Annotated in this window: 24 protein-coding genes and 1 tRNA gene; 22 read left to right on the forward strand and 3 right to left on the reverse strand. The window is 41.5% G+C overall.

Annotated features, from left to right (window positions below; all coding sequences use genetic code 11):
* Positions 1–145 precede the first annotated feature (145 nt).
* The 3 genes from BN3282_RS07060 to BN3282_RS07070 all read left to right on the forward strand — a co-directional run bounded on the left by BN3282_RS07060 (position 146) and on the right by BN3282_RS07070 (position 7,634).
* Positions 146–3,607, forward strand: a complete 3,462-nt coding sequence (locus tag BN3282_RS07060; protein WP_082667568.1) for a leucine-rich repeat protein — start codon at positions 146–148, stop codon at positions 3,605–3,607.
* Positions 3,608–3,774: 167 nt separating this feature from the next.
* On the forward strand, positions 3,775–4,401 hold the full coding sequence (locus BN3282_RS07065) for a recombinase family protein (protein ID WP_059067821.1): 627 nt from the start codon (positions 3,775–3,777) through the stop codon (positions 4,399–4,401).
* Between the two features lie 242 nt (positions 4,402–4,643).
* Positions 4,644–7,634: an SHIRT domain-containing protein gene (locus tag BN3282_RS07070; RefSeq protein WP_059067824.1), complete on the forward strand. Its 2,991-nt coding sequence runs from the start codon at positions 4,644–4,646 to the stop codon at positions 7,632–7,634.
* Between the two features lie 74 nt (positions 7,635–7,708).
* Here the strand turns inward: BN3282_RS07070 and BN3282_RS07075 are convergent, their stop codons facing one another.
* Positions 7,709–8,296 carry a TetR/AcrR family transcriptional regulator gene (locus BN3282_RS07075; protein ID WP_059067826.1) on the reverse strand — a complete coding sequence of 196 codons (588 nt, stop codon included), beginning with the start codon at positions 8,294–8,296 and terminating at the stop codon, positions 7,709–7,711.
* 121 nt (positions 8,297–8,417) lie between these two features.
* Positions 8,418–9,455, reverse strand: a complete 1,038-nt coding sequence (locus tag BN3282_RS07080; protein ID WP_059067828.1) for a proline racemase family protein — start codon at positions 9,453–9,455, stop codon at positions 8,418–8,420.
* Positions 9,456–9,670: 215 nt separating this feature from the next.
* Here BN3282_RS07080 and BN3282_RS07085 point away from each other — a divergent pair.
* The 7 genes from BN3282_RS07085 (at position 9,671) to BN3282_RS07120 (ending at position 15,680) form a co-directional block, all read left to right on the forward strand.
* A tRNA-Sec gene (locus tag BN3282_RS07085) sits at positions 9,671–9,768 on the forward strand.
* 49 nt (positions 9,769–9,817) lie between these two features.
* Positions 9,818–11,143 carry a proline reductase-associated electron transfer protein PrdC gene (gene prdC, locus BN3282_RS07090; RefSeq protein WP_059067830.1) on the forward strand — a complete coding sequence of 442 codons (1,326 nt, stop codon included), beginning with the start codon at positions 9,818–9,820 and terminating at the stop codon, positions 11,141–11,143.
* A 24-nt stretch (positions 11,144–11,167) separates the two neighbouring features.
* Positions 11,168–13,063, forward strand: coding sequence for a D-proline reductase (dithiol) proprotein PrdA (gene prdA, locus BN3282_RS07095; protein WP_059067832.1), 1,896 nt, complete (start codon positions 11,168–11,170; stop codon positions 13,061–13,063).
* Complete coding sequence (locus tag BN3282_RS07100) at positions 13,056–13,400, forward strand: CBO2463/CBO2479 domain-containing protein (RefSeq protein ID WP_267304062.1); 345 nt, start codon at positions 13,056–13,058, stop codon at positions 13,398–13,400. Before prdA ends, BN3282_RS07100 begins: the two co-directional genes overlap by 8 nt.
* The gene (gene prdB, locus BN3282_RS14660) at positions 13,366–14,091 is read left to right on the forward strand and encodes a D-proline reductase (dithiol) protein PrdB (RefSeq protein WP_082667501.1); all 726 of its coding nucleotides are present in this window, start codon (positions 13,366–13,368) and stop codon (positions 14,089–14,091) included. The genes BN3282_RS07100 and prdB overlap by 35 nt, the downstream gene beginning before the upstream one ends.
* Before the next feature lie 214 nt (positions 14,092–14,305).
* Positions 14,306–14,872, forward strand: coding sequence for a YqeG family HAD IIIA-type phosphatase (locus tag BN3282_RS07115; RefSeq protein WP_059067837.1), 567 nt, complete (start codon positions 14,306–14,308; stop codon positions 14,870–14,872).
* Positions 14,847–15,680 carry a VanW family protein gene (locus BN3282_RS07120; protein ID WP_059067839.1) on the forward strand — a complete coding sequence of 278 codons (834 nt, stop codon included), beginning with the start codon at positions 14,847–14,849 and terminating at the stop codon, positions 15,678–15,680. Before BN3282_RS07115 ends, BN3282_RS07120 begins: the two co-directional genes overlap by 26 nt.
* Positions 15,681–15,684: 4 nt before the next feature.
* Here BN3282_RS07120 and BN3282_RS07125 read toward each other — a convergent pair whose 3' ends face one another.
* Positions 15,685–16,353 carry a hypothetical protein gene (locus BN3282_RS07125; protein ID WP_059067841.1) on the reverse strand — a complete coding sequence of 223 codons (669 nt, stop codon included), beginning with the start codon at positions 16,351–16,353 and terminating at the stop codon, positions 15,685–15,687.
* 847 nt (positions 16,354–17,200) lie between these two features.
* Here BN3282_RS07125 and BN3282_RS07130 point away from each other — a divergent pair.
* From BN3282_RS07130 to BN3282_RS07180, 12 genes are all read left to right on the forward strand, one after another.
* On the forward strand, positions 17,201–17,626 hold the full coding sequence (locus BN3282_RS07130) for an HTH domain-containing protein (protein ID WP_059067843.1): 426 nt from the start codon (positions 17,201–17,203) through the stop codon (positions 17,624–17,626).
* 118 nt (positions 17,627–17,744) lie between these two features.
* Positions 17,745–18,830: a hypothetical protein gene (locus BN3282_RS07135; protein ID WP_059067844.1), complete on the forward strand. Its 1,086-nt coding sequence runs from the start codon at positions 17,745–17,747 to the stop codon at positions 18,828–18,830.
* Positions 18,831–18,913: 83 nt separating this feature from the next.
* The gene (locus BN3282_RS07140; RefSeq protein WP_059067846.1) at positions 18,914–21,844 is read left to right on the forward strand and encodes a SpaA isopeptide-forming pilin-related protein; all 2,931 of its coding nucleotides are present in this window, start codon (positions 18,914–18,916) and stop codon (positions 21,842–21,844) included.
* Between the two features lie 80 nt (positions 21,845–21,924).
* On the forward strand, positions 21,925–22,311 hold the full coding sequence (locus tag BN3282_RS07145; RefSeq protein WP_059067848.1) for a hypothetical protein: 387 nt from the start codon (positions 21,925–21,927) through the stop codon (positions 22,309–22,311).
* 110 nt (positions 22,312–22,421) lie between these two features.
* A complete protein-coding gene (locus tag BN3282_RS07150) occupies positions 22,422–22,655 on the forward strand; it encodes a hypothetical protein (protein ID WP_059067849.1) in 234 nt (77 codons plus the stop codon).
* 51 nt (positions 22,656–22,706) lie between these two features.
* Positions 22,707–23,039, forward strand: coding sequence for a DUF961 family protein (locus BN3282_RS07155; RefSeq protein ID WP_059067851.1), 333 nt, complete (start codon positions 22,707–22,709; stop codon positions 23,037–23,039).
* Between the two features lie 26 nt (positions 23,040–23,065).
* A complete protein-coding gene (locus BN3282_RS07160) occupies positions 23,066–23,476 on the forward strand; it encodes a DUF961 family protein (protein WP_059067853.1) in 411 nt (136 codons plus the stop codon).
* A gap of 6 nt (positions 23,477–23,482) precedes the next feature.
* Entirely contained in the window at positions 23,483–23,659 is a 177-nt protein-coding gene (locus tag BN3282_RS15020; protein WP_162858226.1) for a hypothetical protein, read from the forward strand.
* Positions 23,660–23,671: 12 nt separating this feature from the next.
* Positions 23,672–24,172 carry an antirestriction protein ArdA gene (locus BN3282_RS07165; RefSeq protein ID WP_059067855.1) on the forward strand — a complete coding sequence of 167 codons (501 nt, stop codon included), beginning with the start codon at positions 23,672–23,674 and terminating at the stop codon, positions 24,170–24,172.
* Positions 24,173–24,207: 35 nt separating this feature from the next.
* Positions 24,208–24,600: a hypothetical protein gene (locus tag BN3282_RS07170; protein ID WP_059067857.1), complete on the forward strand. Its 393-nt coding sequence runs from the start codon at positions 24,208–24,210 to the stop codon at positions 24,598–24,600.
* 13 nt (positions 24,601–24,613) lie between these two features.
* The gene (locus BN3282_RS07175) at positions 24,614–25,048 is read left to right on the forward strand and encodes a hypothetical protein (protein WP_059067859.1); all 435 of its coding nucleotides are present in this window, start codon (positions 24,614–24,616) and stop codon (positions 25,046–25,048) included.
* A gap of 21 nt (positions 25,049–25,069) precedes the next feature.
* Positions 25,070–26,485 carry a helicase HerA domain-containing protein gene (locus tag BN3282_RS07180; protein WP_205408530.1) on the forward strand — a complete coding sequence of 472 codons (1,416 nt, stop codon included), beginning with the start codon at positions 25,070–25,072 and terminating at the stop codon, positions 26,483–26,485.
* Positions 26,486–26,683 lie beyond the last annotated feature (198 nt).

A 26,683-nucleotide genomic window follows, 5' to 3' on the forward strand; every position in this document is an offset into this window, starting at 1 on the left:
GAGTTGACAGATATAACAGAATTATTCTGGTCATTTTTACCTGTCAGAAAAAAATTGTACGATAATAGAGGCGTATTTCGTCCATTTTATATGGGAGAAGATACGCTTGTTTGTTGTAAAAAATCAAAGAAAGGATGAAAGTAAAATGAAGATAAGAAAACGATATATGAGTTTGCTGCTTAGTCTTATACTGCTCGTTTCCTTATGCTCACAGAGCGTACTTGCTGCCGGGGAGAATGAGCAGACTTCTTTGGCAGGTTCCACTATAGTAAAGGAGAATGAAGAACTTATTATAGATGGGATCACCTACACCATAGATTTTCATAGTGATGGAACGAATCGTTGGGCAAATCTGTGGCAGGTGAAGAATCCAGAGACGCCTGTGGAAGTTACTTTGCCCAGTGTTGCTGTATATGAGGGAGAAGAATATCCGGTCACAGAGATACAGTTTTCCGCGAGTTCAAAATGTGCGAACATCACGAAGTTGATTTTGCCGGATACTCTGACTACGGTAAATTGGTCTTCTTTTTCTAAATTTCCCGGCTTAACAGAGTTGAGTATTCCGGGCAGCATTAAAAATTTTAACGGCAGCTTTCAAGGCATGACAAATTTGCAGACTTTGAGTTTTGCGGAAGGCGTGGAGGAGATTTCTTCCAATTCTATGGTGGCTCGCTGCTCGTCTCTGACTACGATCAATCTGCCTTCCACACTCAAGCGTATCACGCAGCCTGCGGTTTTTAGCGGCGCTACTGCCCTGGCGGGGATTACTTTGCCAGAAGGGCTTGTTGTCGAAGAGGGCAGTCTGTTTTCAAATTGTACTTCCTTAACAAGTATAGAGCTGCCGGCTTCTATGACGGAGATCCCATCTAGTATTTTCAGTGGCTGTACCAGTTTGAAGAGTGTTACTGCCAAAGGGACGATCACATCTATCGGTTCCTCGGCATTCAATAAGTGTACGACTTTGACAACCATCCCTGATCTAAGTCAGGTTACGAAGGTGGAGCAGTATGCTTTTAATGAATGTACCGCTTTGCCCGGTCCGGTAGATCTGCACAGTGTGAGCGAGATGGGGGCGAATGCTTTTTATAATTGTGAGAATCTGACCGGGGCATTAGACCTTTCCAATCTGAATGTGATCCCAAACAAAGCCTTTAGTTATACAGGCATTGACGCCGTAACTTTGAGCGACAGCCTGACTTCCATTGGGATATGGGCTTTTTTGTATACGAATATTTCTGATATTGTATTTCCGGATACCTTGACGTCTATCGGGAACTATGCGTTCTGGTATGCAGAAAATTTAAATGGAACGGTAAAGATCCCAGACAGCGTGACTACTATTGGCGAATATGCCTTTAACAATACCGCAGTAGAAAAATTTGAGATCGGCAGCGGCATAGAGAGTGTGAATGCCAATGCGTTTGGAGAAAATACTGCCCTGCAGGAGATCATATTTGACAATAGCCAGGATAACGTAAGCATAATAGGAACGCTTCCGGACAGCGTTACCGTCACCTACACCCAGCAATCCATTGAGGACAGTGTGGGGGATACAATTTCTGATAAAGCAGGCGCGCCTACTCTGCAAGAGGCAGTAAATACGGCGGCAGCGTCGGAGAATGGCGGTACAGTAACACTGCAAAAGAACATTAAGCTGGATACGGCTGTTACGGTCCCTGCCGGAGGGACTGTCACTATCACCGCAGAGCAGGCGTGTCAGATCGCCGGGACGAAGACAGCCGTCGATTTGAGAAATCTGCTTGTGGTAGAAGAAGGCGGCTCCTTGGTTATCAACGGGGCAGTTACACTCTTTGGCCGCTATAACAGCGGCAGTATCGTACTGAACCAGGGAAGCTTAGAACTGACTGGGAATGCCGCAGTCACTGGCTCTAAGATCACGAATGATCGTGCTAATGGAACTGCCTCCAGCGGTCTGGGAGTGATCGACAGCCGGGGAGAAGGGGCAGTATTCACCCTGTCTGGCGGTAAGATCGCCGGGAATGCTCTGCATAACAACTCTGTATCTTACAGCGGGATCGTACGGGTCAGTGAGGGGGCAAGGATAAAGATCACAGGCGGTGAGATTTCCGATAACAGTGCTTCGGCTGCTGCTGCGCTGAACTGTTCTTCAGGAGTTTTATTGTATGGATATGCCAGTGGAACTATGAGCGGCGGCGTTATCAGCGGGAATACCGGGCATCGAGGCAGTGCTGTGATGCTGTGGGGCGGTGATGCTGCTCACCGTACGGAATTTACCCTGTCTGACAGCGGTTCTATTAGCGGTAATTCTTGTACTTCTTCAGGCGGAACGAAAGGCTCCGGCGCTGTTCATGTAGAGAATAATGCTGCCTTTCATATGACTGGCGGCAGCATTGGCAGCAACAAAGGCGTTCAGGGGGCAGGTGTCTGTGTGGTGGACGGCAATCTGCAGACGGGACAGAATGAGTACAATACGGCCTTTGTGATGGAGGGAGGTTCCATTTCCGACAATAAAGGAAGCATTGGCGGCGGTATCTACTCCTATTCTAATGGGGTGGAACTAAAGGCCGGGAAGATCATTGGAAATACGGCTTCGAATATGGGCGGTGGTATATACAGCGAGGGAAACTATGACTATTATAGTACCCTGCATTTGTCTAACGCTTTGATCACGGGCAATACCGCTCGTCAGGGCGGCGGCATGTGGTTCTGCGCTACAGGCAAGGTTACGGTCTATGTGACGGAAGGTGCGGCTGTTTTTGACAACACGGCGCAAGACATGGATATGCAGAAAGGCGCAGGAGACGATTTTGTCTTTTCTGCATATTCGACGGATGATTATCCTGCTACATTGGCTGAGCGTCTATTAGGCGGCGGCGCCGTCCAGTGGTACAAAGACGGAGCCGTTTACCTGCCTAGTACTGGTGTGTACCCTATTACGCAGGAAGGAGTTCCACGTTATGGAATGGATGGCGCCGACACCGATCCGGTGACCGTGATCGGATATAAGGATTGCCTGGCATTAAAGGCGATTCCACATTCCGAGGATGTTAAGACTATGGCAGAAAAGGAAGCAGCCCTGTTTATCACAGGAAATACCGCGGATAAGGGCGGCGGCATAGGCGCTAACGGAGGCATCATTATCGGGGCGTCTGCTGCAGCTTCAGTTGGTGTAACTAAGGTGTGGTCCGGAGACAGTGAACAAGACCGTCCTGGGTCCATCAAGGTGGATCTGTTGAGCAATGGTACAGTTATCGATACCGCAGTCTTGACGGCGGCAGATAATTGGAACCATACCTTTGAGGATCTGCCAACCAAGGATAAGGACGGCAAAGCTTATACATATACTGTATCTGAGGCATCTGTTTCTGGTTATACTACGCAGATAACCGGAGATGCACAGACAGGTTTTATCATAACGAATACGAAAACCGGTACTGTGACTCCGCCTGAAACCACAGATCCGACAAAGCCGACGAAAAAACCAGATTTGGATAAAGGAACGGCAGGCAGTCTGCAAACGGGAGACAGTAGCCATAAGATGATCTGGATCGCAGCTATGCTCCTGTCAGGCGCTGTATTGACTGGTATAGTTCTTCATGGCAGAAGGAGAAAACATAACAGATAATTTTGTATAAATAAATCAGGGCGCATGAAAAAATGAAAGTTTTTTCATGCGCCGTTTCTCAAAAAAAGAACGTTAGATAGTTCATATGGAATTTGATTTTTATTTCAAATTTAAACGATAAGAAAATTATAATTTCTCTTATAATTTAATGTATAGGAGGAAGTATAATGAATAAATATGCTTACATTCGAGTTTCGAGTAAAGATCAAAATATTGCAAGACAAGTAGAAGCAATGCTAAATATCGGGATTTTAGAGAAAGATATGTATATTGATAAACAATCCGGTAAAGATTTTCATCGCGAACAATATCAGTTGTTATTAAAGCGGTTAAAATCCGGCGATGAACTTTATATTAAATCAATCGACCGATTAGGACGAGACTATGATGAGATACAGGAGCAATGGCGTCGTCTCACAAAAAAGGTAAATATAGATATTATCGTGTTAGATTTTCCGCTTTTAGATACCAGAAATCAAGTAAATGGGATTACAGGAAAGTTTATAGCTGACTTAGTGTTACAAATACTTTCCTATGCAGCGCAGATAGAACGAGAAAATACGAAACAGCGGCAAGCCGAGGGCATACGCATTGCCAAAGAAAAAGGAATACGACTGGGACGACCGCCGTTGCCTGTGCCAAAAGAATTTGAAGAAATCTATCAATTATGGAAAGAAAATAAAATCAGTAAACGTAAAGGCGCATTGCTGCTGCATACAAACCATAATACTTTCTCTAACTGGATAAAAAAATATGAAAAAACCGTGGAAAACAGTAGTATTTCATGCAATTAAAAGTAGACATTTATTGACACAGAAAGTAGACATTTCCTACCATAGCGTCAAATACTTTTTTATCCGGAAATCATCATAGTTTATTTTGATTTATACATTTTCGATAAAAAAATACTTACCATATCTTACTGTATCTCATTTTATCATTCTACCATCACTGGTAAAAAATGTCTGCTTTTTTTACCATTTCACTTATCTCTTTATATACATTTGGTTCAAAAGATAGATAGGAGGAAATAGGAATGAAGCTAACCAGAAGAGCAGCTGCGTGGTTTTTTACGTTGATTGTGGCAGCAGGTTTGGTGCCGCAGACTGTGTTTGCTGAAGAAACAACGGCTTTTCCGCTTCAATATGAAGTTTTGCAGGAAATCAATGAAGATAAAACAGAAGCAACGATTTCTTTAGAATTTACGGAGACAGAAACTGTTCAGTTGGAGAAGGTAACATTGCCCGACGGTACAGAGAAAACAGAAGATTTGACTGTTATTACCTACACCGTTTCTGTAAATGAAAAATATGATTTTAAGGTAGACTATTTTACGGACGGTGTTGAACAGGAAGAAACAATACCGGTTGAAATAACTGAATTAGTGGAAAAGAAAACGGGCGAAGAAATTCCAGCAGAAGAAAAAGAAAAGCTTACTGCTGTAGAAACAACCTCCAATCTGCTGCAAGCAGATGGAAATACTTATGAGGTCTCTAGTGGAGATGAATTGACGACTGCATTAGAGCAAATTGAAAATAGCCAAGAAACAGAGGCAACAATTGTGTTGACTGCGGATATTGGAACTAATGTAAAATTTGTTGGTGCTGCTAATAAAACCATTACTGTAAAAAGCACAGACGGACAGAAATACGCACTTACTCTTGGAAGTGAATTAGTAGGTGATATTACATTAGATAATGTAAAGGCATCTGCCGAAACATTGTATTGTAGTGGACATCGAACTATCTTTACAGAGAATTGCGAATTTACGATTTCTGGTACACTTTATGGTGGAGGAAAAGCAAAGACAGTACAAAGCGTTTATGTAAAAATCAATGGTACAGGAAAAATCAACACTACTGATATAGAAAATACAGTTGTTGGTGGTAGTTATAAGGGTTCCGTGGAAGGTGATATTTATGTAGAACTTGCAGGTAATATTACTTACGGAAACAAGGCAGGTCATTATCTTGTGGCAACCAATAAAGCAACTGCTTATGGCGGAGATAAGCCAAGTGGTACACCACTTGAGGTAGGTGGAAATGTAACATTGATTCTTGATGGTCCGGTCACAGGTACGGCACCACAAAATATAGTTGGAGCGTATAACTCTCATGTTAAGGGAAATGTAACTGTACAAGTGAAAGCTGGGTATGCAATTGGTATTGAAGGAATGAGAGAAGATCCAACACAGTCAATTGTTGATGGAGATATACATATTATTGCAGGGGATCCTGCATATGAAGGTACAGATCGTATTTGCAGAATTGCTGCTAACTGGGATATTGTTGGTGCCGGTGAAAAAATAAATTTAACAGGCAGCTTATTCCAAGTTGGTGGAAATGTAACGATTGATACTTATGAAAATGTTTGGGGGTGGGATAAAGATGGAACTCCGGCTAATGATCCTCCGGGAATTGTGGGTGCAGGATCTGCCACAGTTGCTGGAAAAGTAACGATCAATGCCAAGGGTTCTCATTTGGAAGATATTGTGGGAGCCGATAATACAGGAACGTCAGGTTCAAGTGTCGGCGGAGATATTTTAATCAACGCCCAAAATGTTGATTTGAGAAATTCTTATAATGAGAAAAGTGGTATTTTACCACTTTTGAGTGGAACGAAAGCCGGAAAAGATGTAACTGTAAATTTGGATAGTGGACTGTTGTCTGGTATTTATGGTTATGGTGGTACAGTTGGTGGTAATATGGAAATTAATATTACAGGAACTCCAAAGTTTACCGATGATGAAGCCGGCGTCTGGGGAGTGAATAATACAGATTCAAAAGAAAGATCTGTTCTTAACTTTGACAAAGCTAAAACTTCTATTCCGATTGTAGGCTATTTCACAGAGATGAATGTTATTAATGAGTCTGATGTGACTTTAGGAAATGAAAAGAAGAATGCATTTGGTACTGTTTATGATGTTAACATTAATACAAACGCTAGCCTCACAACCAATAAACAGGCATATTCCAAAGGTGCTCTGACAATGGATCATGGGACTTGGATTGCAAAAGGGTTTCTTTATGTTACAACTACAACTAATACAAACAATTCTAAAATTGTGATGAATGATTATGCTGCATTTGGATATGGTTATAAAAATGATAATGCTTATGATAAAACGGTTGTGACAAGCAATGATGATATATATACATTTAACCAATGTGCTTATGTTGATAAAATCTATGGTAATTCTGCAATTGTAAACAGTACATGGAATGTATTCGTACCAACCATGATTGGTGGAAATTATATAGCAGCTTCAAACAAATTAAATGTATTAGCATTTGTAGATCAAGAAAATTACCCTGACGAAAAGATACCTCTAGAAATTCTGGGCACGGCTACAGGGAAAACGGCAGTAACCCTTGTTGATAAGACAGACACTTCAAAAGAGGGAAAACCGATTGTTGGACAAAATTATATCAATGCTTTGAAAGTAAGTGAAGATACTTTTGAGTTGGCAAACAAAAATGCTGTATCTTGTGGTTTATATTTTAAGAAACTTGCAGATGCAAATACAGAAGATAAAGGCGATTATGATATGTGGCAAGTGGCAAAAAAAGATGTATATCAGGTGCTGTATGAATTTGTGAGCGGAACAGCCGGAAAACAACTCCCGGATGCCATTACAGACGTATTGCCTATAGATTCTGATAAATATGCAGAAGGTGCTACAGTCAATGCTATGCAACCGGATGAAACAGAAATTGCAGTTTCAGACGGAGTATGGAAATTTGAGGGGTATGACGCTGACAGTAAGGTGGCAAATACTGAACATACAGATGAAAATGGGAATATTAAGTTTATTGGAACGTGGGAATTTGTTAAAGATAAAGATGCGCCAATAATCTTTGATGAATCAGATAAACCTAGTAAACCAGATAGTAATAAACTTAATGATCACGGAAGTGTAGAAACAGGAGATAAAACAAATATTTTGCTGTGGGGAATAGGCACTATTATTTCAGCTTTAGCGGTGCTGATCGTTGTATCAGTCAAACGAAAAACGAATAAATCGTAAACTAAAAAAGACTAAGAGAAACATACATGAGTGTGATTTCTCCTAGTCTTTTATTTTCTGTTTAAGCTGAACGCTCAAATTCCATTTTCAAATGTATCTAATACATGAGGGAGAAGTCTGTCGCTGTAGGCAGACAGAGAATAATTCCCTTCACACAGCGCCCAATCATAGAGAAGAGAGCGCTCATACATGGTATATATTTTTGTTAATTCCTCTACAGAAGAAGTGTTTTTGAATTCGCCTGTCTGCATACCTTCTGCAATGACATCACGGACCAGCTGGAAATAATAGCGGTTATCATCCAGCAGGGAACGGCTGTCCTTCGTAATCAGCTGTGAGGAATACAAAGACGCCAGGAGTTTCAGATCAATACTCGTTTCGATCATATAAAAAAGTTCGTGGTTTAAGAGAAGCAGTTTTTCTCGCGCATTTAGCGTGGGATCCATAGAAGTGCTGATCTCTTCATATTTTTGATCGAACAGATCGGACAACGTGGAGAGTAAGGCATCTTTCCCTTTAAAATAGTGATAAAAAGTTCCTTTAGACGTTTTGGAGAGTTTGATGATGTCCTCCACGGTCGTATCGTGATAGCCATATTTATAAAATAAATTCCAGGCAGCTTTTACGATCCGGTTTTTGGTGGTCGATTTTTTACGGGGCATAGTATATGAAATTCCTTTCTAAAGTAGATGAGTGTTGTCTCTATTATATACAGCATTTCCGGGAATTTCAAGGAGCACAGTCACTGTAAGTATAGGCTGTGTGCCCCACGCTAAGTGAAAGCTATTCGCCGCGTGCGACTTTAAAACCGTATTTGAGCGGATCGTCCGGATCGATAACATAGGTGGATATGCCGGTTATATATGCGCTCCCTGTAATCTGGGGGATGACAGCTTTGTAGGGACCTACGGTTGTCTCTTCTTTGATGACTCCTTTAAAGCGGGATCCGATGAAGCTTTCATATATAAAAGGTTCCCCGATTTTGATCTCGCCTTTGGCATACAAGGCAGCTAACTTAGCGCTGGTTCCGGTGCCGCAGGGGGAGCGGTCTGACATGCAGTCTCCGAAAATAACGACATTACGGTAGTTGCATCCAGGCGTATCCGTATGGCAGTAGAATTCTACCAGATCCAGAGTTGTAATATCTAAGTTGGGATGTCGGATTTCCACTTCCTGGTTGATCTGGTGGCGCAGCTTCATGCCAAGGTCAGTCAGCTTTGGGATGGATTCTTTATCTACTGTCCATCCAAGCTGTTCGACATCTGTCAGAGCAAAAAAACTTCCTCCAAATGCAATATCATAGTGGATGGTTTTTCCATCTACAACAGTGGTAAGGTTCTCTTTATAGAGAAAAGCAGGGACGTTTGTCAATGTTACGTTTAAAACTTTTCCGTCTTTTACTTCTGCTTTGGCGTGTATGAGACCGGCAGGGGCATCTAACACGATCTCAGTATAAGGTTCTTTAACCGGAGCAAGTCCAGATTCGATCAATGCTGTAGTCGTCCCGATCGTTCCATGCCCGCACATGTTCAAATATTCGCCGGTATCCATGAAGATAACGCCGAAATCGGCTTCCTCATGTACCGGTTCTGTGATGAGAGCGCCGAACATATCATGATGCCCGCGTGGTTCATACATGAGCGCTTGGCGGTATTTATCATAATGTTCTGCCAGGTATTGCTTCTTTTCTATCATCGTGGCGCCTTGCAACGCAGGAAAACCGGACGTGATAATGCGGGTGAATTCACCGACCGTGTGTGTGTCGATCGCATGAAAGGCTGATTCGAAAGAATCTAATTTGATAGCAGGTGTACAATTCATAGATACATTTCCTCCTAAAATAAAAAAATTGTAAACAGGCAAAATAAAAGTACGATTTCGCAAATGCCTGTAATTAGACTATATTCTAGTATTTTGTACGGCAATATTATAGACTATATTCTAGTATATAGTTCATTATTTAACTATTATTATGGCTGAAACCCCTTGAAAAGTCAATGATTATTTGTTACTATGATTTTACAAAAACGAAATATGGGGGTAGTAAGGTAACTGGTGTGCCTCCTGGTCTTCAAAACCAGTGTTGGGCGTTTGAAGCGTCCTGGGTGGGTTCGATTCCCACATGCCTCCGCCAGAAAATAACTGTCCGGCAGGGACAGTGGAAATAAAGGAGTTTAAGGACAATGGAGAATCTTCAGTTTCTTTTAAAACAACATGTCGGCGCACCGTGCAGACCGGTGGTAAAAGAGGGCGAGAAGGTGCAGAAAGGGACATTGCTTGCCAAGCCGCAGGGGCTGGGAGCTAATTTGTTTTCCAGTGTATACGGAGTGGTACAGGAAGTCAGAGACGACCGTATCATTATTTGTCCGGATGAAGTGCAGAAAGAGGAGTTTCTTTCCTTGGAGCCGGGGAGCCCGCTGGAGATGGTAAAGGAGGCGGGGATTGTTGGAATGGGAGGCGCCGGTTTCCCTACAGGAGTAAAATTGGATATAGATCTGCATGGCGGCACGCTCCTTGTCAATGCTGTGGAATGTGAGCCCGGACTAGGCCACAATATCCGGCAGATTGAAGAAAAGACAGATATGACTATAGAAGGAGCAAGGCTGTGTATGGAGATGACACATGCAGCCAAAGTCATATTTGCGATAAAGGCGAAAAATAAACGGGCAGTCGAAAGACTGCGAAGCGCGGTAGCGAAAGAAGAAGCTATGTACATACATCTGCTTCCGGATATATATCCAATGGGAGAAGAAAGGGCGATCGTGCGGGAATGCCTGGGGAAACTTCTGGATCCGGTACAGCTTCCCTCAGCAGCGGACGCCGTAGTTATCAATGTAGAAACAGTCCTTAGAGTCTTTGAAGCAGTAAAATTGAAAAAGCCTTGTTTCAGCAAGAATATAACTGTGACAGGCAAGCTCAAAGGCGAGGAAGGACCGCGTATTTATATGGATGTTCCGGTCGGCATAAGTGTCAAAGATCTGATCGAGAAGGCAGGCGGGATAGACGGAGCGTATGGAGAAGTTATCATGGGCGGTCCCTTTACCGGGAAAGCGGTGAGCCTGACAGAGCCGGTCACAAAGACGACAGGCGGCATTATCGTGACGATCGATCTTCCGGATCTGCATGGAGCACCGGTCGGACTGCTTGTATGCGCCTGTGGAGGCAGCGAAGAGAGAATGCGTGATATTTGTGAGAAAATGCATGGCACACCTGTCTCAGTGGCGAGATGTAAGCAGGCGATAGAGATGAAAAATGGGGCGCTTAAATGTGAAAATCCAGGGAATTGTCCCGGACAGGCGGCAAAATGTCTACAGTTTAAAAAGGATGGAGCAGAATACATTATCATCGGAAACTGTTCGGATTGTTCAAACACAGTAATGGGGTCTGCACCAAAGATGAAGCTGAAAGTCTTTCATCAAACAGACCACGTGATGAGGACGATACATCATCCATTATACAGACGGCTGAAAGTTTCAAAACAGGTGGAACAGTTGCCGAACGGAAAATAGAATTTCATAACAGGAGGAGAGGATATGTCTATTACAGCGGAAACCGCGAAAGAACACGCAAAAGACCCGGCAGTGCTTTGCTGCAGGGCAGAAGAAGGAATCACGATCCAGGCTTCTAACTTAGAAGATCCGGCAATTTTTGATGATTTGGTGGATTCGGGACTTTTGGATCTGACAGGGGCACTTACGATCGAACAGGTATTGGGCGCTAAATTAAAGAAGACCTGTGATTCACTGTGTCCTTTAACTGCTGAGGTGGTAGAAGGGATTGCTGTGCAGGAACAGCCGGATACAGAAGAAAAGGAAGCAATGAGATCGGAAGCAGAACAAGAAGCAGAAGCACAGGATTTGGCTGCGGATAGGATACAAGAGCCGCAGACGGTAATACAGAACAGTATTTTGAAGATCCATATTGGAGAAGGAAAAGATATAGATATAGAGCTTCCGGTCGCTATGGCAGGCGGCGTACAGCCATCCGGCACGAAAGAGATGGGAATCGCAAAGGAATCCACACAGCCTGTCCAGGCAGCTGAAATGGCAGAAGAAGCAACAGAAGAAAAAACGGTTCGAAACCTCACGAGAAAGCACTACAAAATTACGGAAGTGAAGCGTGGTCCTGAGACGAAAATAGAAGGGACGGTGCTGTACATCCGCGAGGGAATCGAAGCAGAGTGTGTCGCTTCCCAGGAATTAGTGCATGACTTGAAGATCCAGATCATCACACCGGAAGAATACCATACGTATTCGGAAACGATCATGGATGTACAGCCTATTGCCTGCAAAGAAGGAGAGGCAGAGATCGGTACAGGTGTGACGAGAGTCTTGGACGGCGTCATTATGATGGTGACGGGAACAGACGATAACGGAGTACAGATCGGAGAATTTGGTTCTTCTGAAGGGTATCTGGATGAAAATATTATGTGGAACCGCCCAGGAGCGCCGGATAAGGGTGAGATTTTCATTAAGACACAGGTGACTATAGAAGCTGGTATGAATATGGAAAGACCGGGACCGTTGGCGGCACATGCAGCCACAGATGTGATCACCCAGGAAATCCGGGAAGCATTGAAAAAAGTAGAAGATGAAAGCCTGGTAGTAGATACAGAAGAGTTTAAGCAAGTGAGAAGGCCGGGAAAGAAAAAAGTCGTGATCGTAAAAGAAATCATGGGACAGGGGGCTATGCATGATAATCTGATCCTTCCGGTAGAACCGGTCGGTGTGCTGGGAGCGAAACCAAATGTAGACCTGGGGAATGTGCCCGTCTGTGTCTCACCGTTGGAAGTGCTGGACGGCTGTATCCATGCATTGACCTGTATCGGACCGGCATCTAAGGAAATGTCCAGACATTACTGGAGAGAGCCGCTTGTGTTGGAAGCGCTCCATGACAAAGAAGTAGATTTGTGCGGCGTTATTTTTGTGGGGAGTCCGCAGATCAATGCGGAAAAATTCTATGTGTCTAAACGAGTAGGCATGATGGTAGAGATGATGGATGTGGATGGAGCGTTCGTGACGACGGAAGGTTTTGGGAATAATCATATTGATTTTGCCAGTCATCATGAACAGATCGGCATGCGGGGCATCCCGGTAGTGGGACTTTCTTTCTGCGCAGTGCAGGGAGCTTTAGTCGTAGGAAATAAGTATATGACCAATATGGTAGATAATAATAAGTCAGAATCGGGAATCGAAAACGAAGTCCTCGCTTGTAATACATTGTGTACAGAAGATGCTTTAAGAGCACTTGCCATGCTGAAAAACGCAATGGCGGGCGAAGATGTAAAAAAACCGGAGAGAAAGTGGAATCCGCAGGTGAAGGCGGCGAATGTAGAATTGATTTCCAATGTAACAGGAAAACCGGTGGAGCTTGTGAAAAACGAGCAGTCTCTGCCGATGAGCAAGAAGAGAAGAGAGAAATATGACTGATAAAACAGTACTGCAGTACGGTGATAAGATGATACGTATGGAAGGCATTATTGTGGAACTTCACGATGGATGTGTCGGAATAGATCTAAAGGGGCGGCTTGGGTTCCTGAAAATACCTATGCGCATGCTTATAACAGAGTATCCTCTGAAGATAGGACAGGAGGTCGCATGGAATATGAGCTTTATAGAACAGCTGGATTCCGAGGTGAATCAGAAATACGTATCCAATCTTGACACATATATCAGACATCGTAAAAAGATGTGTGAAAAAAAGGATATATATCATAAAGGAGGTGGAGAAGATGAGTTTGACAACGGTAAAAGGGATTCAATCTGAGATATTTGTCCCGATCACACCGCCGGCAGTTTGGACGCCTGTGAAAAAGGAGTTAAAGGATATGTCTATCGCGCTTGCTACAGCTGCGGGTGTACATTTGAAAACACAGGAACGTTTTAATCTTGCCGGAGATTCTACTTGGAGAAAGATTACCAATACGACTCCTTCCAGTGAATTGATGGTCTCTCATGGCGGATATGACAACAGTGATGTGAATAAAGATATCAACTGTATGTTTCCGATAGACCGTATCCATGAACTGGCGGCAGAAGGAGTCATCCGGGCATGTGCGCCTGTACATGCCGGTTTTATGGGCGGCGGCGGAGATCAGGAAAGATTTAAACATGAGACAGGACCTGCGATCGCGCAGATGTTTAAAGAAGAAGATGTGGACGCGGTTATTTTAACTGCTGGATGAGGTACTTGTCATCGCTCTGCAGTTTTAGTGCAGAGAGCAATCGAGGAGGCTGGAATACCGACGATCATTATTGCAGCTCTCCCACCGGTCGTTCGTCAGACCGGTACGCCACGTGCCGTAGCTCCGTTAGTGCCGATGGGTGCTAACGCAGGTGCGCCGAATGACGTAGAAATGCAGACGAATATCGTAAAAGCAACATTAGAACAGCTTGTGAAGATCGATACGCCGGGTAAGGTTGTACCGCTTCCGTTTGAATATGTAGCAAAAATATAAATACGGTAAAGTAAGAGGATGCTCCGGGTCGGAGTGTCCTTTTGCTTTATGCTGTTCTATCTCTTTGGAGTATGGCGCGAAAAAGTACGGCTAAGTGTATAAAACAGATATGACGCTAAGAAAGGATTGAAGGATAAAAATAACTCGTGTTATACTCTATTTGCAGACATGGTTTATAAATATATAGTGACAGCGAAAATAATAGGGGGATGAGATGTTTAAATTATTTTATCCGTGTGAATACGTAGAAAGTGTATTTACCATTGATTATGAAAAATTGTATAATAAAGGATATAGAGGTCTTATATTTGATATAGACAATACCTTAGTGCCTCATGGAAACGATTCGGAAGAAAGAGTAGACGCACTGTTTTCTTGGCTGCATAATCTGGGATTTCAGACACTTTTACTGTCAAATAATGATGAAGAACGCGTGAAAAGATTTTTAAAGAATATTTCTTCTTTTTACATATGCGACGCACAGAAACCAAAGCCTGAAAATTACCGAAAGGCGGTAGAGATGTTAGATATGAAAAAGGAAGAGACGGTATTTATAGGAGATCAGGTTTTTACAGATATACTAGGAGCGAATCTAAGCGGCCTTGACAGCATATTGGTGCGTTTTATAGGGTATGACACGGAAACAAAAATAGGGATCAGAAGAACTGTGGAAAAACTGCTTCTGAAATTTTATAGTTATAATAAGAAATGTCAGAATAGACTGGGAAATATACAAAAGAGAGGGAAAAGTGACAATGCAAAGGAAGAAATTATTTTGTGAGATTAATCCGTTCTGCTATGCGATCGCTCTTAGAAAAGAGATTTTGAAACGTCATATCAAAGATTTTTTTGAAAGGGAGCCGTTTGCGAAGACGATACAGCAAGAAAAACTGCCGGTGGTCGTATCGGAGCATAGTTCCCATCTGATAAAAAGAGGGAAGGGGATCGACAGCAGACTGCAGGAAGGGAAGGCTGTGAATATCCGTCTGGCATGTGAAAAGATCAACGGGCTGCTCATCCGTCCGGGAGAAGTGTTTTCTTTCTGGAAGAGGGTGGGAAATACGACAAAGAGAAAAGGGTATCAGGAAGGGCGTGTGATCAGCGGTGATGAGATCAAGCCGGGTCTGGGAGGCGGACTCTGTAATCTGGCAAATACGATCTATTGGATTGTACTGCACAGTCCGCTGGAAGTAACAGAATTTCACCAACATTCGGATGCCTTGGCACCGAATGAAGGGAAACGGATGCCTTTTAGTTCCGGGACGTCTGTTTGCTATAATAATGTAGACTACCGGTTTAAAAATACGACTGGGCAGAATGTGCAGCTGTTGGTGTGGTGTGATGAAGAGGAACTGCATGCGCAGTTAAGGAGCGAAAAAGCCTATCCATGGCAGTATGAACTGATGGAGGAAGATCATCATTTCGCAAAAGAGGGAGAAAAATATTACAGAAATTCCCGGATCTACAGAAATATATATGAAAAGGATACAGGAAGGCTTGCAAAAAGAGAACTGCTCCTGAAGAATCATTCAGAAGTCATGTATGACTACAGCCTGATTCCTCAGGAACAGATACGAAAAGAGGAGTGATCCTCTACTGGTCTATGTATCGGCAAACATTGTCAAGCTGGCTGCCAAATGAGTCGCCGAATGTATTTTCGAAAAAAGCGCCTCCAATAGTAAAGGCCCAAGGGGCGCTTTCTTTGATCTCTTTAAGCCTACTGTAGCTGTTGATACTGCCGGCGATACAGACGGGGGCGGGCACTTCAGATACGAATCTTTTAATAAGAAGAGAAGCGTCTTGCGTGTATCTGTATCCTAACAGATCGACGCCATATACCCCTTGTTTAAGAAGGGAACAGGCTTCTTGTATCATTTCATCGATCGCGCCGTTTAAGACAGATGGTCTGCCTGTGACCGTTCCGACAAAAGGCATATACTTTAAGTGGTTTTTTTGACAAAATTGATTGATCGAATCAGAAAAGAGAGTACCAAGCAGAACGTCGCAGCCGCACTCTGCCGCTATTTTGGCACCGTGCAGACCTTCCTCTTCTGTATATGCAACGACTTCTAAAAAGGTCGTCTTTCCATATTCTTTCATATAAGAATATAATGCTTTCATCTGGTCTAGTGGAAGCGGCTTTTCTTTAAATCCCCAAAATTTTACCTTGCTGTGTTTGCATTGATCAAAAATTTCGTAAGCATTTCTGACGGTACAGTCATGCTGTGTCAGCATTACAATCAGCTGTGTGCCATGTTCCATATTTTTCCTGTCCTTTCTGTCGCGTTTTCGGTGAAATTGTCAATTTTTATTATAACACGAGGAAAGGCGCAATGGCAAACGAAAGAAAAGGAAAAGTGTTATGAGGAAGGGGATTAAAAACAAGATTGTATTGAAAAAAATGGCAGATTCCAGAATCAACTTGAACTAAAGAGTTCAGGTTGATTTTTTATTTGTGCAAAATGTACAAAAACAAGGAAAGTGAGAACGGGATATGAAAAGAGAAAAAGATGTTGAACCTTGACAAATGAATATGACTGCGTACTATGTAAAAGTTGTTCGGAGCGTTAAAATAAAATATTTATAAGTAGAAAATCTTTTGCGAAAAAAATAGATGAGAAAAATTTTATTGAATGTGAAGAACAAAACAGTGACAAATATGTGTTCAAGTGTGAGATCGAGTGCTTTTATATAACCTATTACAACAATATACTTTTTGATATGAAAAATAATGTTTAAAGTAGATTTTGGCGTTCCGAACAGCTTTTACATAGTAGAAGGTGAAGGCGTGATTGTCACCAGTATCAAATGCACGTGGGGCAAGCTGTCCTCTTTGACAAGAGATTGTCAATTAGTCAGCTAGGAGGACGGAAAGACAGGATAACTATGTATATTAAGGTAGAGAAATGAAAGCCTTTTGATATAAGAAAAGATAAAAATGAAAATAGGGTAGGAAAAGCAGGGTGATTGATAAGTGTCAATCACCCTGCTTTTAAAGGAAGTAGGTAGGATATTTAAGGCGTTTTCTACGCTTGAATTATTATTTTCTGCAAGTGTTGTAAATAACAGGTTATATGTGATGTGAGAAATTAGGAAAGAGGAAAAAGATATGACAGGTAAAGAGTTAAGAGAGATACAGGAAAGAAAAGAGATGACGATTGAGGAATTGGCTGCAAAAATGGAGTGTTCGGAAAGGACAGTGCGCAGATATTTTGACAGAGAGGAAGTTCCTGCGAAAAAGGCAGAGAGACTGCTTAAGAACTTAGAAGAAAAAGGAGAGGCAAAGGGAAAAAATAGAGGCATGGATGAAACAGTGAAGTATTGTCCTTTCCGCAAGAAAGTGTGGAAGTATAAAGAAGGTGGACAAGAGGAAAGATTTCTTCCTTGTATTGAAAGCTGTATGGCGTATGAAGAGGGTATGTGTAGAATGTTCAGGCATGTTAAGAGATTTATGCGGCAGGAAGAAAATAAAAGGGAGAATGAATATAGTTATAGAAGGGAAAGCGATTTCAACAAACGGAGAAACGAGCGTTAGTGAAACGTGGTTGTTTAGGAGTGCGTTAGTAGTAAGGAAAATATTGATATTAAAGTGTATGTGAATTATAATAATAACAGAGGTGTTTTCTGCGTTTTTAGATAAAGAGGGAATGGAAATGAAAGAGAAAAAAGTTAAAGAGTTTAAAGAAAAATACAAAAAGAGAATAATTGGAATAGTGATATGTGTATGTATTATTGTGTTGGTTGTAGTTGGGATTGTGCTGACACAGAATGTGAGATTTGATCTTAAGCAGGAAGTGTTTACTGTTGAGTATAAAACCAAATTGGATACATCTGTTAAAACGTATTTAAAAGATACAGGGGATATTATTTATAAAGAAGCAAAAGTAAATTTGTCTGATGTAGATATAAATATGGTCGGTGAATATCCGGCAGAGATTACTTATAACAAAAAGACACTAAAGTTTACGGTAAAGGTAGAAGATACTGTTAAGCCAGAGGTGAAACTGGCTAAGGAAGTCAAAGGAGTTGTCGGAAAAGATATTTTAGGGGAAAGCATTATTACGGAAATGAGAGATAAAGCAGGCATTAAGAAAGTATCTTTTAAAGAAAATCAGATTGGAGAATATGCGAAGGAATTATCGACTGTCGGGATAAATTATAGCGAGGCAGGCTCTTATGAAAATACTGTGATTATAGAGGATGGTAACGGGAATAAAACAGAAAAGGCATTTACAGTAAAGGTTGTTGATGACTACGAAAAATACGTAATCGGAATTGCTGATTTGACGGTTGAACAAAATTCTTCACCGGACTGGATGGCGAATATTGAAAAGAATGATAAGATAAAGGAAATCACAGCAGACGCTTCCGCGGTAGATATGGCAACGCCAGGGGAATATACGCTGACTTATACAATCTTGGGAGATGACGGAGAAACAAAGATTGAAAAATCTGTAAAGGTTACAGTAACAGCTTTAACAGTTGCAGAAAATAATACAGGATATACAGAAGGAGGATATGAAGGATATAATTCTTATGCTGGAGACAGTAGCGGTTATGATACAGGTTTATATGCTGGTGGTAGTGGCAGTTATGATACTGGCTCTTATACTGGAAGTACAGGGGGCGGCGGTTATTATCCTGGACAGAGTTGGGAAGGAACAAAGACGGATGAGGGCGTGATAGAGGACTTTAATGGTAATTCTTATGAAACTGGTACATGGAATCCATTTGGTTGACTTCTTGTAAATGAAACTATATAAAGGATTAGCAGGGCAGACATGAAAAAATGTCTGCTTTTTGTTTTTTTTAAGGAGGAAATATGAGGCAGTTGTTAAAAAGAGTAACAGCGGCTGTTTTGTCCGTATTAATGTTTACAGGAATGGCTTTGTCGGTTTGTGCGAAGGAAGAAGCAAAGTACACCGTAAACATTGAACAGTCTGACAGCGGCGGCATTTTAAAGGTGAAGGAGGAACAAGCGGGGTATTCCCCAGGAGACAAGATAACATTAGAGGCAGAGACCGAGGAAGGGTATCATCTTGCAGAAATCAAAATGGAGCCGGAAGGTTCGGTGGACTTAGAAGATTTAAGTTTTCTTATGCCGGAGCAGGATGTCATATTGAAGCCTGTTTTTGAAAAGATAGAGACAAAACAGGAAAGGACTCTTTTGGTAAACTATAAGCAGAAAGATAAAAGTGCTGTAACGGTATTGGGAAATAAATCGGTTGGCATTGTATATAACGGGCAGGTTACATATAGTGGGACAACAGTAGGAGCTTTTACAGTAAATGGAAATATTGCTTACTGTATGGAGCATCTTAAACCAACGCCGGACACAGGCACAGACTTTTATGAGAAAACTTATGGTGATGAAAATGTCAGAAAAGTTTTATATTATGGCTGGGCTGGACAGGAGCAGTGGAGTGGATTTACTAGTTATGAGCAGGGCGTTGTATGTACTTCATTGGCGTTGTCTTACTACTATAGCGGTCCCGATTCATTAGGCGGCGATCCATTCTTGGGCGATAATTGGATGTGGCCGTTAGGGGATTTTATCAGATATTGTGAATCACAAGAAAATATTGAAAGTAATGATATGAGTTTATCTAAAACTTATACAGAATCAAAATTATCTTCTGATAAGACCTGTCAGATAACAGAAGATATTACATTTAATTCAAGTAAAAAGAATACAATTACAATTCCTCTTGGAGAAGGAATGTCTTTAGTAAATAAAACGACAGGGCAGACTTTAACTGGAAATGCGACAGTGAAAGGCGGCGATACATTTTATTTAAAGGCACCGCTTACTATGAATGGTACATGGAAGAGTGGGAAGATGAATGGAAGCATGGGGAAATTTAATGCTGTGCTTGCAATTACCGGAAGTGCAGATTTGCAGGATTTAGGGTATGGTCAATGGGTAGTAGACCCAGACAAATACGTTGAATTAAGCGTCAAGTGGGTGCAGATGGGAGACATACAGCTTACAAAGTTTTTGGAAAGTGACGAGGAAGTGAAAACTCCGGCTGTGGGAGTAGAGTTTACTCTGACGCATAAGGAGACAGGCGAAAAGGTAGTAATTACAACGGATAAAAACGGAGTTGCTTCTACGGCGGATAAAGAAAATTATCCAATTGGACGCTTGATTGGCGGTGTATGGACAGTAGAGGAAACAAAACCGATTGAGGGATATAAACCGATTGACCCCTTTGAAGTAACTGTAATCGGACAAGGGCAGACCTTTACTTATATTGTAGAGGATAAACAGATTTATTCGGCGTTAAAGGTAGAAAAGATAGACGCGGAAAGTAAACAGGTGATTCCGATCGCTGGGGCGAAGTTCCAGATTTTGAATAAGAATAAGGAACCGATTTCCATGACGGTTACGCATTATCCATCATTAGTAACAACAGACACTTTTGAAACAGACGAAACAGGCTCCTTTGTTTTACCGGAACGTCTGCCGCATGGGGAATATTATCTGCATGAGGTACAGGCTCCGGAAGGGTATCTTTTAGGGATAGAAGATATTGCTTTTCAGATAGAGGAAGCGTCTGACTTTAACAAACCGCTTGTAGTACAGTATGCGGATACGGTTGTAAAAGGAAAGATACGTCTAGAGAAAACAGACGCAAAAACAGGGGACGCTCTTTCGAATGTAAAGTTTGAAGTGTCTGCAAAGGAAGATATAGTAACACCGGACAAGGTTATTCATGCAAAGGCCGGAGAAGTCGTTGGAACGCTTGTCACAGATGAAAAAGGGATGGCGGAGCTCGATAATCTGTATCTTGGAACATATGAAGTAAAGGAAGTTGAACAGATACCAGGCTTTGTGGTTTCGGATAAGCCTTATGAGGTAGAACTGAAATATAAAGACCAGGAGACAGCACTTGTAATAGAAACTTTGGAGGTGGAGAATACGCCGACTTCTCTTGTTATTAAGAAGGTGGAAGCAGGAAATGAGGAAACGGTTTTGCCAGGTGTAAAGTTTAAAGTCTGGTATAAAGAAGCGGCGTCAGAGAAAACGGAAGAATCAGAAGCACAGACAGAAGGACAAACAGAAGTACAGAAAGAAGAACAGACGGAAACACAGATGGAAGAGCAGACAGAGGATGTAGACGCTGATTTCGCAAAAGATATGATTTATGAGACAGACGAAAACGGAGAAATCAGAATCGATTATCTGTTGCCGGACAGCATATACTGCATACAAGAGGTTGAGACATTGCAAGGATATGTTCTGGATGATACAGTACATGAAATCACTGTAGATAAATCTGGAAAAATAGAAGGAAAAGCAGAGTATATGCTTACACTTGCAAATGATTATACAAAAGTAGAGATTTTGAAGGAAGATAGCAAGACAAAAAAGGCAGTTAGCGGAGCAAAGCTAAAATTGGAGCGTGTAAAGGAGGATTCAAAAGAAAAGGTTGAGGAATGGACATCAGAGGGTAAGGCGCAAGCATATACAAAGCTTCCGGTTGGGGAGTATGTGCTTACAGAGTTGGAAGCACCGCAAGGGTATAAAAAAGCAGAGGAACTGCATTTTATTGTAGAGAATACAGGAGAATTACAGCAGGTAGTTTTGTACAATGAGCGTATACCAGGGCAAACCATAAAGACAGGTGATAGAACAAAGCTGCTTCCACTATTGGGCTTACTTGCCGTTTCCGGTGGTGCGGCAGGCTTTTTGTTTGTAAAGAAGCGAAAAGATAAGAACAATGGCCCAGAAAATAGGGTAGAGGAATGAAAATGAAAAGAGTTAAGTTTTACGGGCAGGCAGAGTAAAAACTATGTCTGCCTTTTAAATTGGCGGAAAGGAGGTAGTAAATGAAAGACATTTTAAGTCTGATAGACGCGGAAGATGAAGATATTGTAGAAGTTATTAAAGAGGATTCCGGCGAAGTAATAACAAGCGGAAAGTGGTTTGAAGATAACATTCTACAGTATAGCCAGACGGATTCGAGTGCGAAAGAAGGGTATCGCTTTAGGCTGTGTGAGGGTTACAGTGAGTTAGAAGAAAGATATAAAAATGCGATTAATAAAATCGGAAGAAAAAATCTTTTAATGCTTCCCGATAAAACAAAAGAAATTTTAAAGCAAACAACAAATTTGGAAGAGAAGGTTTTGTTGTTAGAAGAAATAGCTGAAAAGGGTTTGTTGGCTGTAAAAAAAGAAGAAGCATTAGATAATTATAAAGCGGCGCGGGACAAATAGATGTCGGATAATACAGATGAAAACTGGAGAAAACTTTGTGACGCAAAAAGAGAGTGCAGACTCTTGGGAGTGCTTATCTAAGAGGTGTTTTGTTTTGAGAGGATGTTTATATGAAAACCACACAGGAGTATTTCGGATTAAGCAGGGAAGCATTACAGGAGGTAGTAAATACGGAAGGGTATACAAAAGAAGAATGTATGCTTCTTGATGAAGGATTAAGGGTGCACTTTTGTTGTGATGAAAGTCAAGTAGCAGAAGTGGCACAGTATGACAGAGAAAAGGGGTACTGCGTATATACAACTTTGGAAATGACAGATAGCCGAATTGCAGTGATTTGTATCTAAAAAAATAGACCGTCCTAGTCGGGTAAAGCTAGGAGAAAGGAAGAAAAAATTATGAATGAATGTAAAAATGGAATTGTAATAAAGTCAGAGGAAATGTTTGGAAAAATGACGCTGTTAGACGGAGCGAAAACAGTTTATAGGGAAGGACAGCAGAGGGGCAGACGTGAAAAAGAAGCACGCATGTATAGAATGGATTGTGAGAAAATGCCGGATGTGCAGATAGAAGTATACATAAAGGATGAAGATAAAGGTACGCCTGTTCGTTATAATCCTGATACAGACGGCGAGAAAGAATATAAACTGCTGGACGCTTACTTAGAAGCGGTAGGAACGGGAAGAAATGTAGGATTTGCAGTGTTTGCAAAAGATATAGTAGAAGCGTAAATAAAGAAAAAGGAGAGATAAAAAATATGATTAGACCGACATTTTTTGATTATAGAAAAGTAATTGTAGATATAGAAAACTCTTTCGGAGTGTGTACATTCAGAGGAATGAAGGAGCGTACAGAGGTAGACGCAGAAGGAGAAGATACCGGGGAAGTAAATGTAAGGAAGTATGTGATTAAATCTTCAAAACAAAGGGAATTTGAGATTGTAAATGTACCTATAGAACTTCCGGTAAAAGATTTCCCGATCGGTGCAAAGGTGCGTTTTGTAAATCCAAAAGTCATCCCTTGGGCTCCATTTGGCGGAGAACCGCAGGTTCGTATTAATGCAGAGGATATTGTTTTGGTAGAAGGAGACGCAAAAACACTAGAGCAGCCAAAACCGCAGCAGGGAAACAATAACCAACCGAAGCAACAGGAAAACAAAAGGGTGTGATAAGAAATGATAAGTGGAATGACAGTAAAATGCTGTGAAACTTGTAAACACTGTAAAAATGCAAGAGAAATCGGTGAGTATGAATGTGAAGGAGTGATCGGAAACCTTGTTGTTTTAGAAGATTTTCTTCCTACAGGTGATTATTTCGCATGTGAAGGTGATTCTTGGAAGGAAAAAGAATAGGAGATTAGGCATATGGAAGAAATGAAAGTATTCATTGTAAATCTTGGGAAGTATACAGAGGGAGAGGAAACAGGAGAATGGTTTTCACTCCCTCTTGATTGGGACAATGTAAAAGAACGGCTGGGCTTAAATAAGGATTATGAAGAAATCGCGATCCTTAGTTATGATCTTCCTTTTAGAGTGAGTGAGCATGAATCGATTGAAGAATTAAATAAAAAATATCATCTTGTCAAGGAATTGCCGGAGGAAGTGCAGGATAATTTGGAAGCAATCTTAAGTCTTGTAGATGATTTAGAAGAAATCGCCGAACATGTAGAGGATATTATTTTCTATCGAGGTTGCAATAATATGTCAGATGTAGCGTGTTATTTGGTAGAGCAGAAAGGTTTATTAAATGATGTAGTTGATGAAATCGCTAAGTATTTTAATTATGAAGCTTATGGACGGGATTTAGAAATAACGGGAAGATTTTGCTGTGTAAAAGGTGGTATGTGTCAATTGAATTGGATATGAAGAAAGGAGATTAGTAGAAGGTTAAAGGCGAGCATATGGAAGTAAAAAGGGAGGTTATACATAAAAAAACAGGGCAGAGGGAAACAATTTGTTTCCCTTGTGACACAGGGAAGCTAAGGGAAATATTTCAACTAAAAGGTTGTGAGGAAGATAATCTTTTAAGATTTTCGGACATAGGCGGCCGGCTTAGCGTAATGGCATTTAACTATTGTATGTGGGGGCTTGAAAAATACGAAGAAAAGATAGTTGAAAGGATTGAAGAGAACATACAACAGTTGAGGAAAGGAGGGAGACAATCTGTTGCGCTTCCGTTGAGTGCCTATGAGTATGACATATGGAACATATTTTTAAGGAAAGAGTATCGCAGACGATATGAAGGAGTAAGAATCACTACATTCTTACATTGTTTGCAATTGAAACTAACATAGGAGGTAAAGAAGTATGGCAGAAAAAATTGAAAGACTGGTAGGAACAAGAGGAAGAGAGGAAAATAAAGCATTATATGTTATTTTTCCTTACAATGAAGATGATGTAAGGGAAATGTTTGAAGAAGAGAATTTAGAAAACCTCTACTTTGCTGACGCGCCGGAGAGCAAGATGTCGCTATCTAATTTTAACCGGATTGTGCTGCAGGCTGATGATCGTATGGAGAAGATAAGAGAAGAGATTGAAGCTACGGTTAAGTTCTTGAAAAAGCAGATGAAAGCCCATCCAGACTGGAAGGGTACAAGTGAAACGAAAGGGATTCCTTATGAAGATGGGGTTATCTGGAAATATTTTATGAAGGATTCTTACAAGAATAAGGATGAAAAGGTACGTGTATGGGTATATAAGGGTGAAATGGTTGTGTATTACGGTGAGCAAAAGAAAGGATAAATCTTGTTTCAGTTTTTAAAGTTGTATTTAACAGGGTATAAGATACACTATGGCGACATTACGCTTTGTAGGCGGCGGTATCTGTATAAGCTGGTATTTCTTGAATTAATAGGAGTGTCAGCTTATTTTTATTATCTTTGCCGGATAGTAAACTTTCATGCGCTTGTCTTATCAGAATTTAAGCGTGTAGGAAATGCGGCACTTGCTCGTCCTACAATGACGATTCTGTGCGTATTGGTGCTTCCGGTGACTTTATCCCTTGTATGGGAATATTTTGTCGAAAAATGTTTCCCGATTGGGTATAAGCAACTACAGCACAGACAAAGGCTTGCGCGGATGATTGTGGAGAACCAATGGTGTGAGGTAGAGACTGTAACGGAAAAGGACTTTTTCGGAACCGGAAGCACATCAAAGAAGCGTGTAAAAAGTTTTCCGCTTATGTTTTATCATATGGGGAAGGAAACAATCACAATCAATGTGGAAATTACAATGGGGCGGTATCAAGAACAGCTTTTAAATTTACAGAAACAGTTAGAGCCTGCTCTGTACTGCGAACTGATAGAAGAAGAACTGCATGAGTTTTACAAAGAATATACGTTCCTTTTTAACGTGATACGAAACCGTATATCCATAGAGGATGTGACGGTAAAGGATGGAAAAATGCTGTTGATGAAAGGGGTGTATTGGGAGTTTGATTCGCTCCCCCATGCCCTTATTATTGGTGGTACTGGTGGCGGAAAGACCTATTTTCTGCTTACCATGATAGAAGCCTTGTTAAAAAGCGGTGCAGTCCTTACCATATTTGACCCGAAGAAGGCTGACCTTGCGGATTTAGCGGATGTCATGCCGGGCGTGTATTACAAACCGGATGATATTGTGGAGCATTTAAAGGTATTTTATGAGGAAATGATGTGCCGATCAGAAGAATATAAACTACATCCAAAGTATAAAACAGGCGTAAATTATGCTTATTTAGGACTGGAGCCACATTTTCTTGTGTTTGATGAATACGTAGCGTTTATGGCAGTCATGGAACGTGACAGGCGGCGTGCGGATGTCATCAGCCAAATGCAGCAGATAGCCATGCTGGGTCGGCAGATGGGATATTTCCTTATCCTTGCATGTCAGCGTCCAGATACAAAATATTTTGCGGACGGTATGAGAGACCAGTTTAATTTGCGGGTCGCATTGGGAAGAAATTCGGAGATGGGCTATGCAATGGTGTTTGGTTCAGAGTGTAAGAAGCAGTTTTTTAATAAGCGGATAAAGGGGCGCGGCTACATAGATACAGGTGGGAGTGTGATTACAGAATTTTACACTCCCCTTGTGCCAAAGGGCTATGATTTTCTGAAAAATATCCGAACTATGGACTTAGGCAGGACGGAGGAAGTGCGTCAAGAGCTGGAAATAGAAATGGAGACAGAGGAAGAGTATTAACGTCCGTAGGGGCGGCGGAGCCCCGGACGGTACCCCCGTTATGTAATACGGGGGTACAATTTCTAACAGCATACCCTACAAACTTCGATTTTCTAAGGGCTTGAGAGCATTTTTAAAACCGTTAGAAAAAAACGAAATTAACGGTTTGAGCGTTTAGGAAATAAAAAATTTCACCAACCGGAGCAACGAGTGTTAGTG

It is taken from the genome of Mediterraneibacter massiliensis (assembly GCF_001487105.1).
In the GTDB taxonomy this organism is placed as follows: Bacteria; Bacillota; Clostridia; order Lachnospirales; family Lachnospiraceae; genus Mediterraneibacter; species Mediterraneibacter massiliensis.

Excerpts from the sequence above, each read along its gene's own strand:
- BN3282_RS07060 (WP_082667568.1), top strand. The coding sequence starts at position 146 with ATGAAGATAAGAAAACGATATATGAGTTTGCTGCTTAGTCTTATACTG.
- BN3282_RS07065 (WP_059067821.1), top strand. The coding sequence starts at position 3,775 with ATGAATAAATATGCTTACATTCGAGTTTCGAGTAAAGATCAAAATATT.
- BN3282_RS07070 (WP_059067824.1), top strand. The coding sequence starts at position 4,644 with ATGAAGCTAACCAGAAGAGCAGCTGCGTGGTTTTTTACGTTGATTGTG.
- BN3282_RS07075 (WP_059067826.1), bottom strand. The coding sequence starts at position 8,296 with ATGCCCCGTAAAAAATCGACCACCAAAAACCGGATCGTAAAAGCTGCC.
- BN3282_RS07080 (WP_059067828.1), bottom strand. The coding sequence starts at position 9,455 with ATGAATTGTACACCTGCTATCAAATTAGATTCTTTCGAATCAGCCTTT.
- prdC (WP_059067830.1), top strand. The coding sequence starts at position 9,818 with ATGGAGAATCTTCAGTTTCTTTTAAAACAACATGTCGGCGCACCGTGC.
- prdA (WP_059067832.1), top strand. The coding sequence starts at position 11,168 with ATGTCTATTACAGCGGAAACCGCGAAAGAACACGCAAAAGACCCGGCA.
- BN3282_RS07100 (WP_267304062.1), top strand. The coding sequence starts at position 13,056 with ATGACTGATAAAACAGTACTGCAGTACGGTGATAAGATGATACGTATG.
- BN3282_RS07115 (WP_059067837.1), top strand. The coding sequence starts at position 14,306 with ATGTTTAAATTATTTTATCCGTGTGAATACGTAGAAAGTGTATTTACC.
- BN3282_RS07120 (WP_059067839.1), top strand. The coding sequence starts at position 14,847 with ATGCAAAGGAAGAAATTATTTTGTGAGATTAATCCGTTCTGCTATGCG.
- BN3282_RS07125 (WP_059067841.1), bottom strand. The coding sequence starts at position 16,353 with ATGGAACATGGCACACAGCTGATTGTAATGCTGACACAGCATGACTGT.
- BN3282_RS07130 (WP_059067843.1), top strand. The coding sequence starts at position 17,201 with ATGACAGGTAAAGAGTTAAGAGAGATACAGGAAAGAAAAGAGATGACG.
- BN3282_RS07135 (WP_059067844.1), top strand. The coding sequence starts at position 17,745 with ATGAAAGAGAAAAAAGTTAAAGAGTTTAAAGAAAAATACAAAAAGAGA.
- BN3282_RS07140 (WP_059067846.1), top strand. The coding sequence starts at position 18,914 with ATGAGGCAGTTGTTAAAAAGAGTAACAGCGGCTGTTTTGTCCGTATTA.
- BN3282_RS07145 (WP_059067848.1), top strand. The coding sequence starts at position 21,925 with ATGAAAGACATTTTAAGTCTGATAGACGCGGAAGATGAAGATATTGTA.
- BN3282_RS07150 (WP_059067849.1), top strand. The coding sequence starts at position 22,422 with ATGAAAACCACACAGGAGTATTTCGGATTAAGCAGGGAAGCATTACAG.
- BN3282_RS07155 (WP_059067851.1), top strand. The coding sequence starts at position 22,707 with ATGAATGAATGTAAAAATGGAATTGTAATAAAGTCAGAGGAAATGTTT.
- BN3282_RS07160 (WP_059067853.1), top strand. The coding sequence starts at position 23,066 with ATGATTAGACCGACATTTTTTGATTATAGAAAAGTAATTGTAGATATA.
- BN3282_RS15020 (WP_162858226.1), top strand. The coding sequence starts at position 23,483 with ATGATAAGTGGAATGACAGTAAAATGCTGTGAAACTTGTAAACACTGT.
- BN3282_RS07165 (WP_059067855.1), top strand. The coding sequence starts at position 23,672 with ATGGAAGAAATGAAAGTATTCATTGTAAATCTTGGGAAGTATACAGAG.
- BN3282_RS07170 (WP_059067857.1), top strand. The coding sequence starts at position 24,208 with ATGGAAGTAAAAAGGGAGGTTATACATAAAAAAACAGGGCAGAGGGAA.
- BN3282_RS07175 (WP_059067859.1), top strand. The coding sequence starts at position 24,614 with ATGGCAGAAAAAATTGAAAGACTGGTAGGAACAAGAGGAAGAGAGGAA.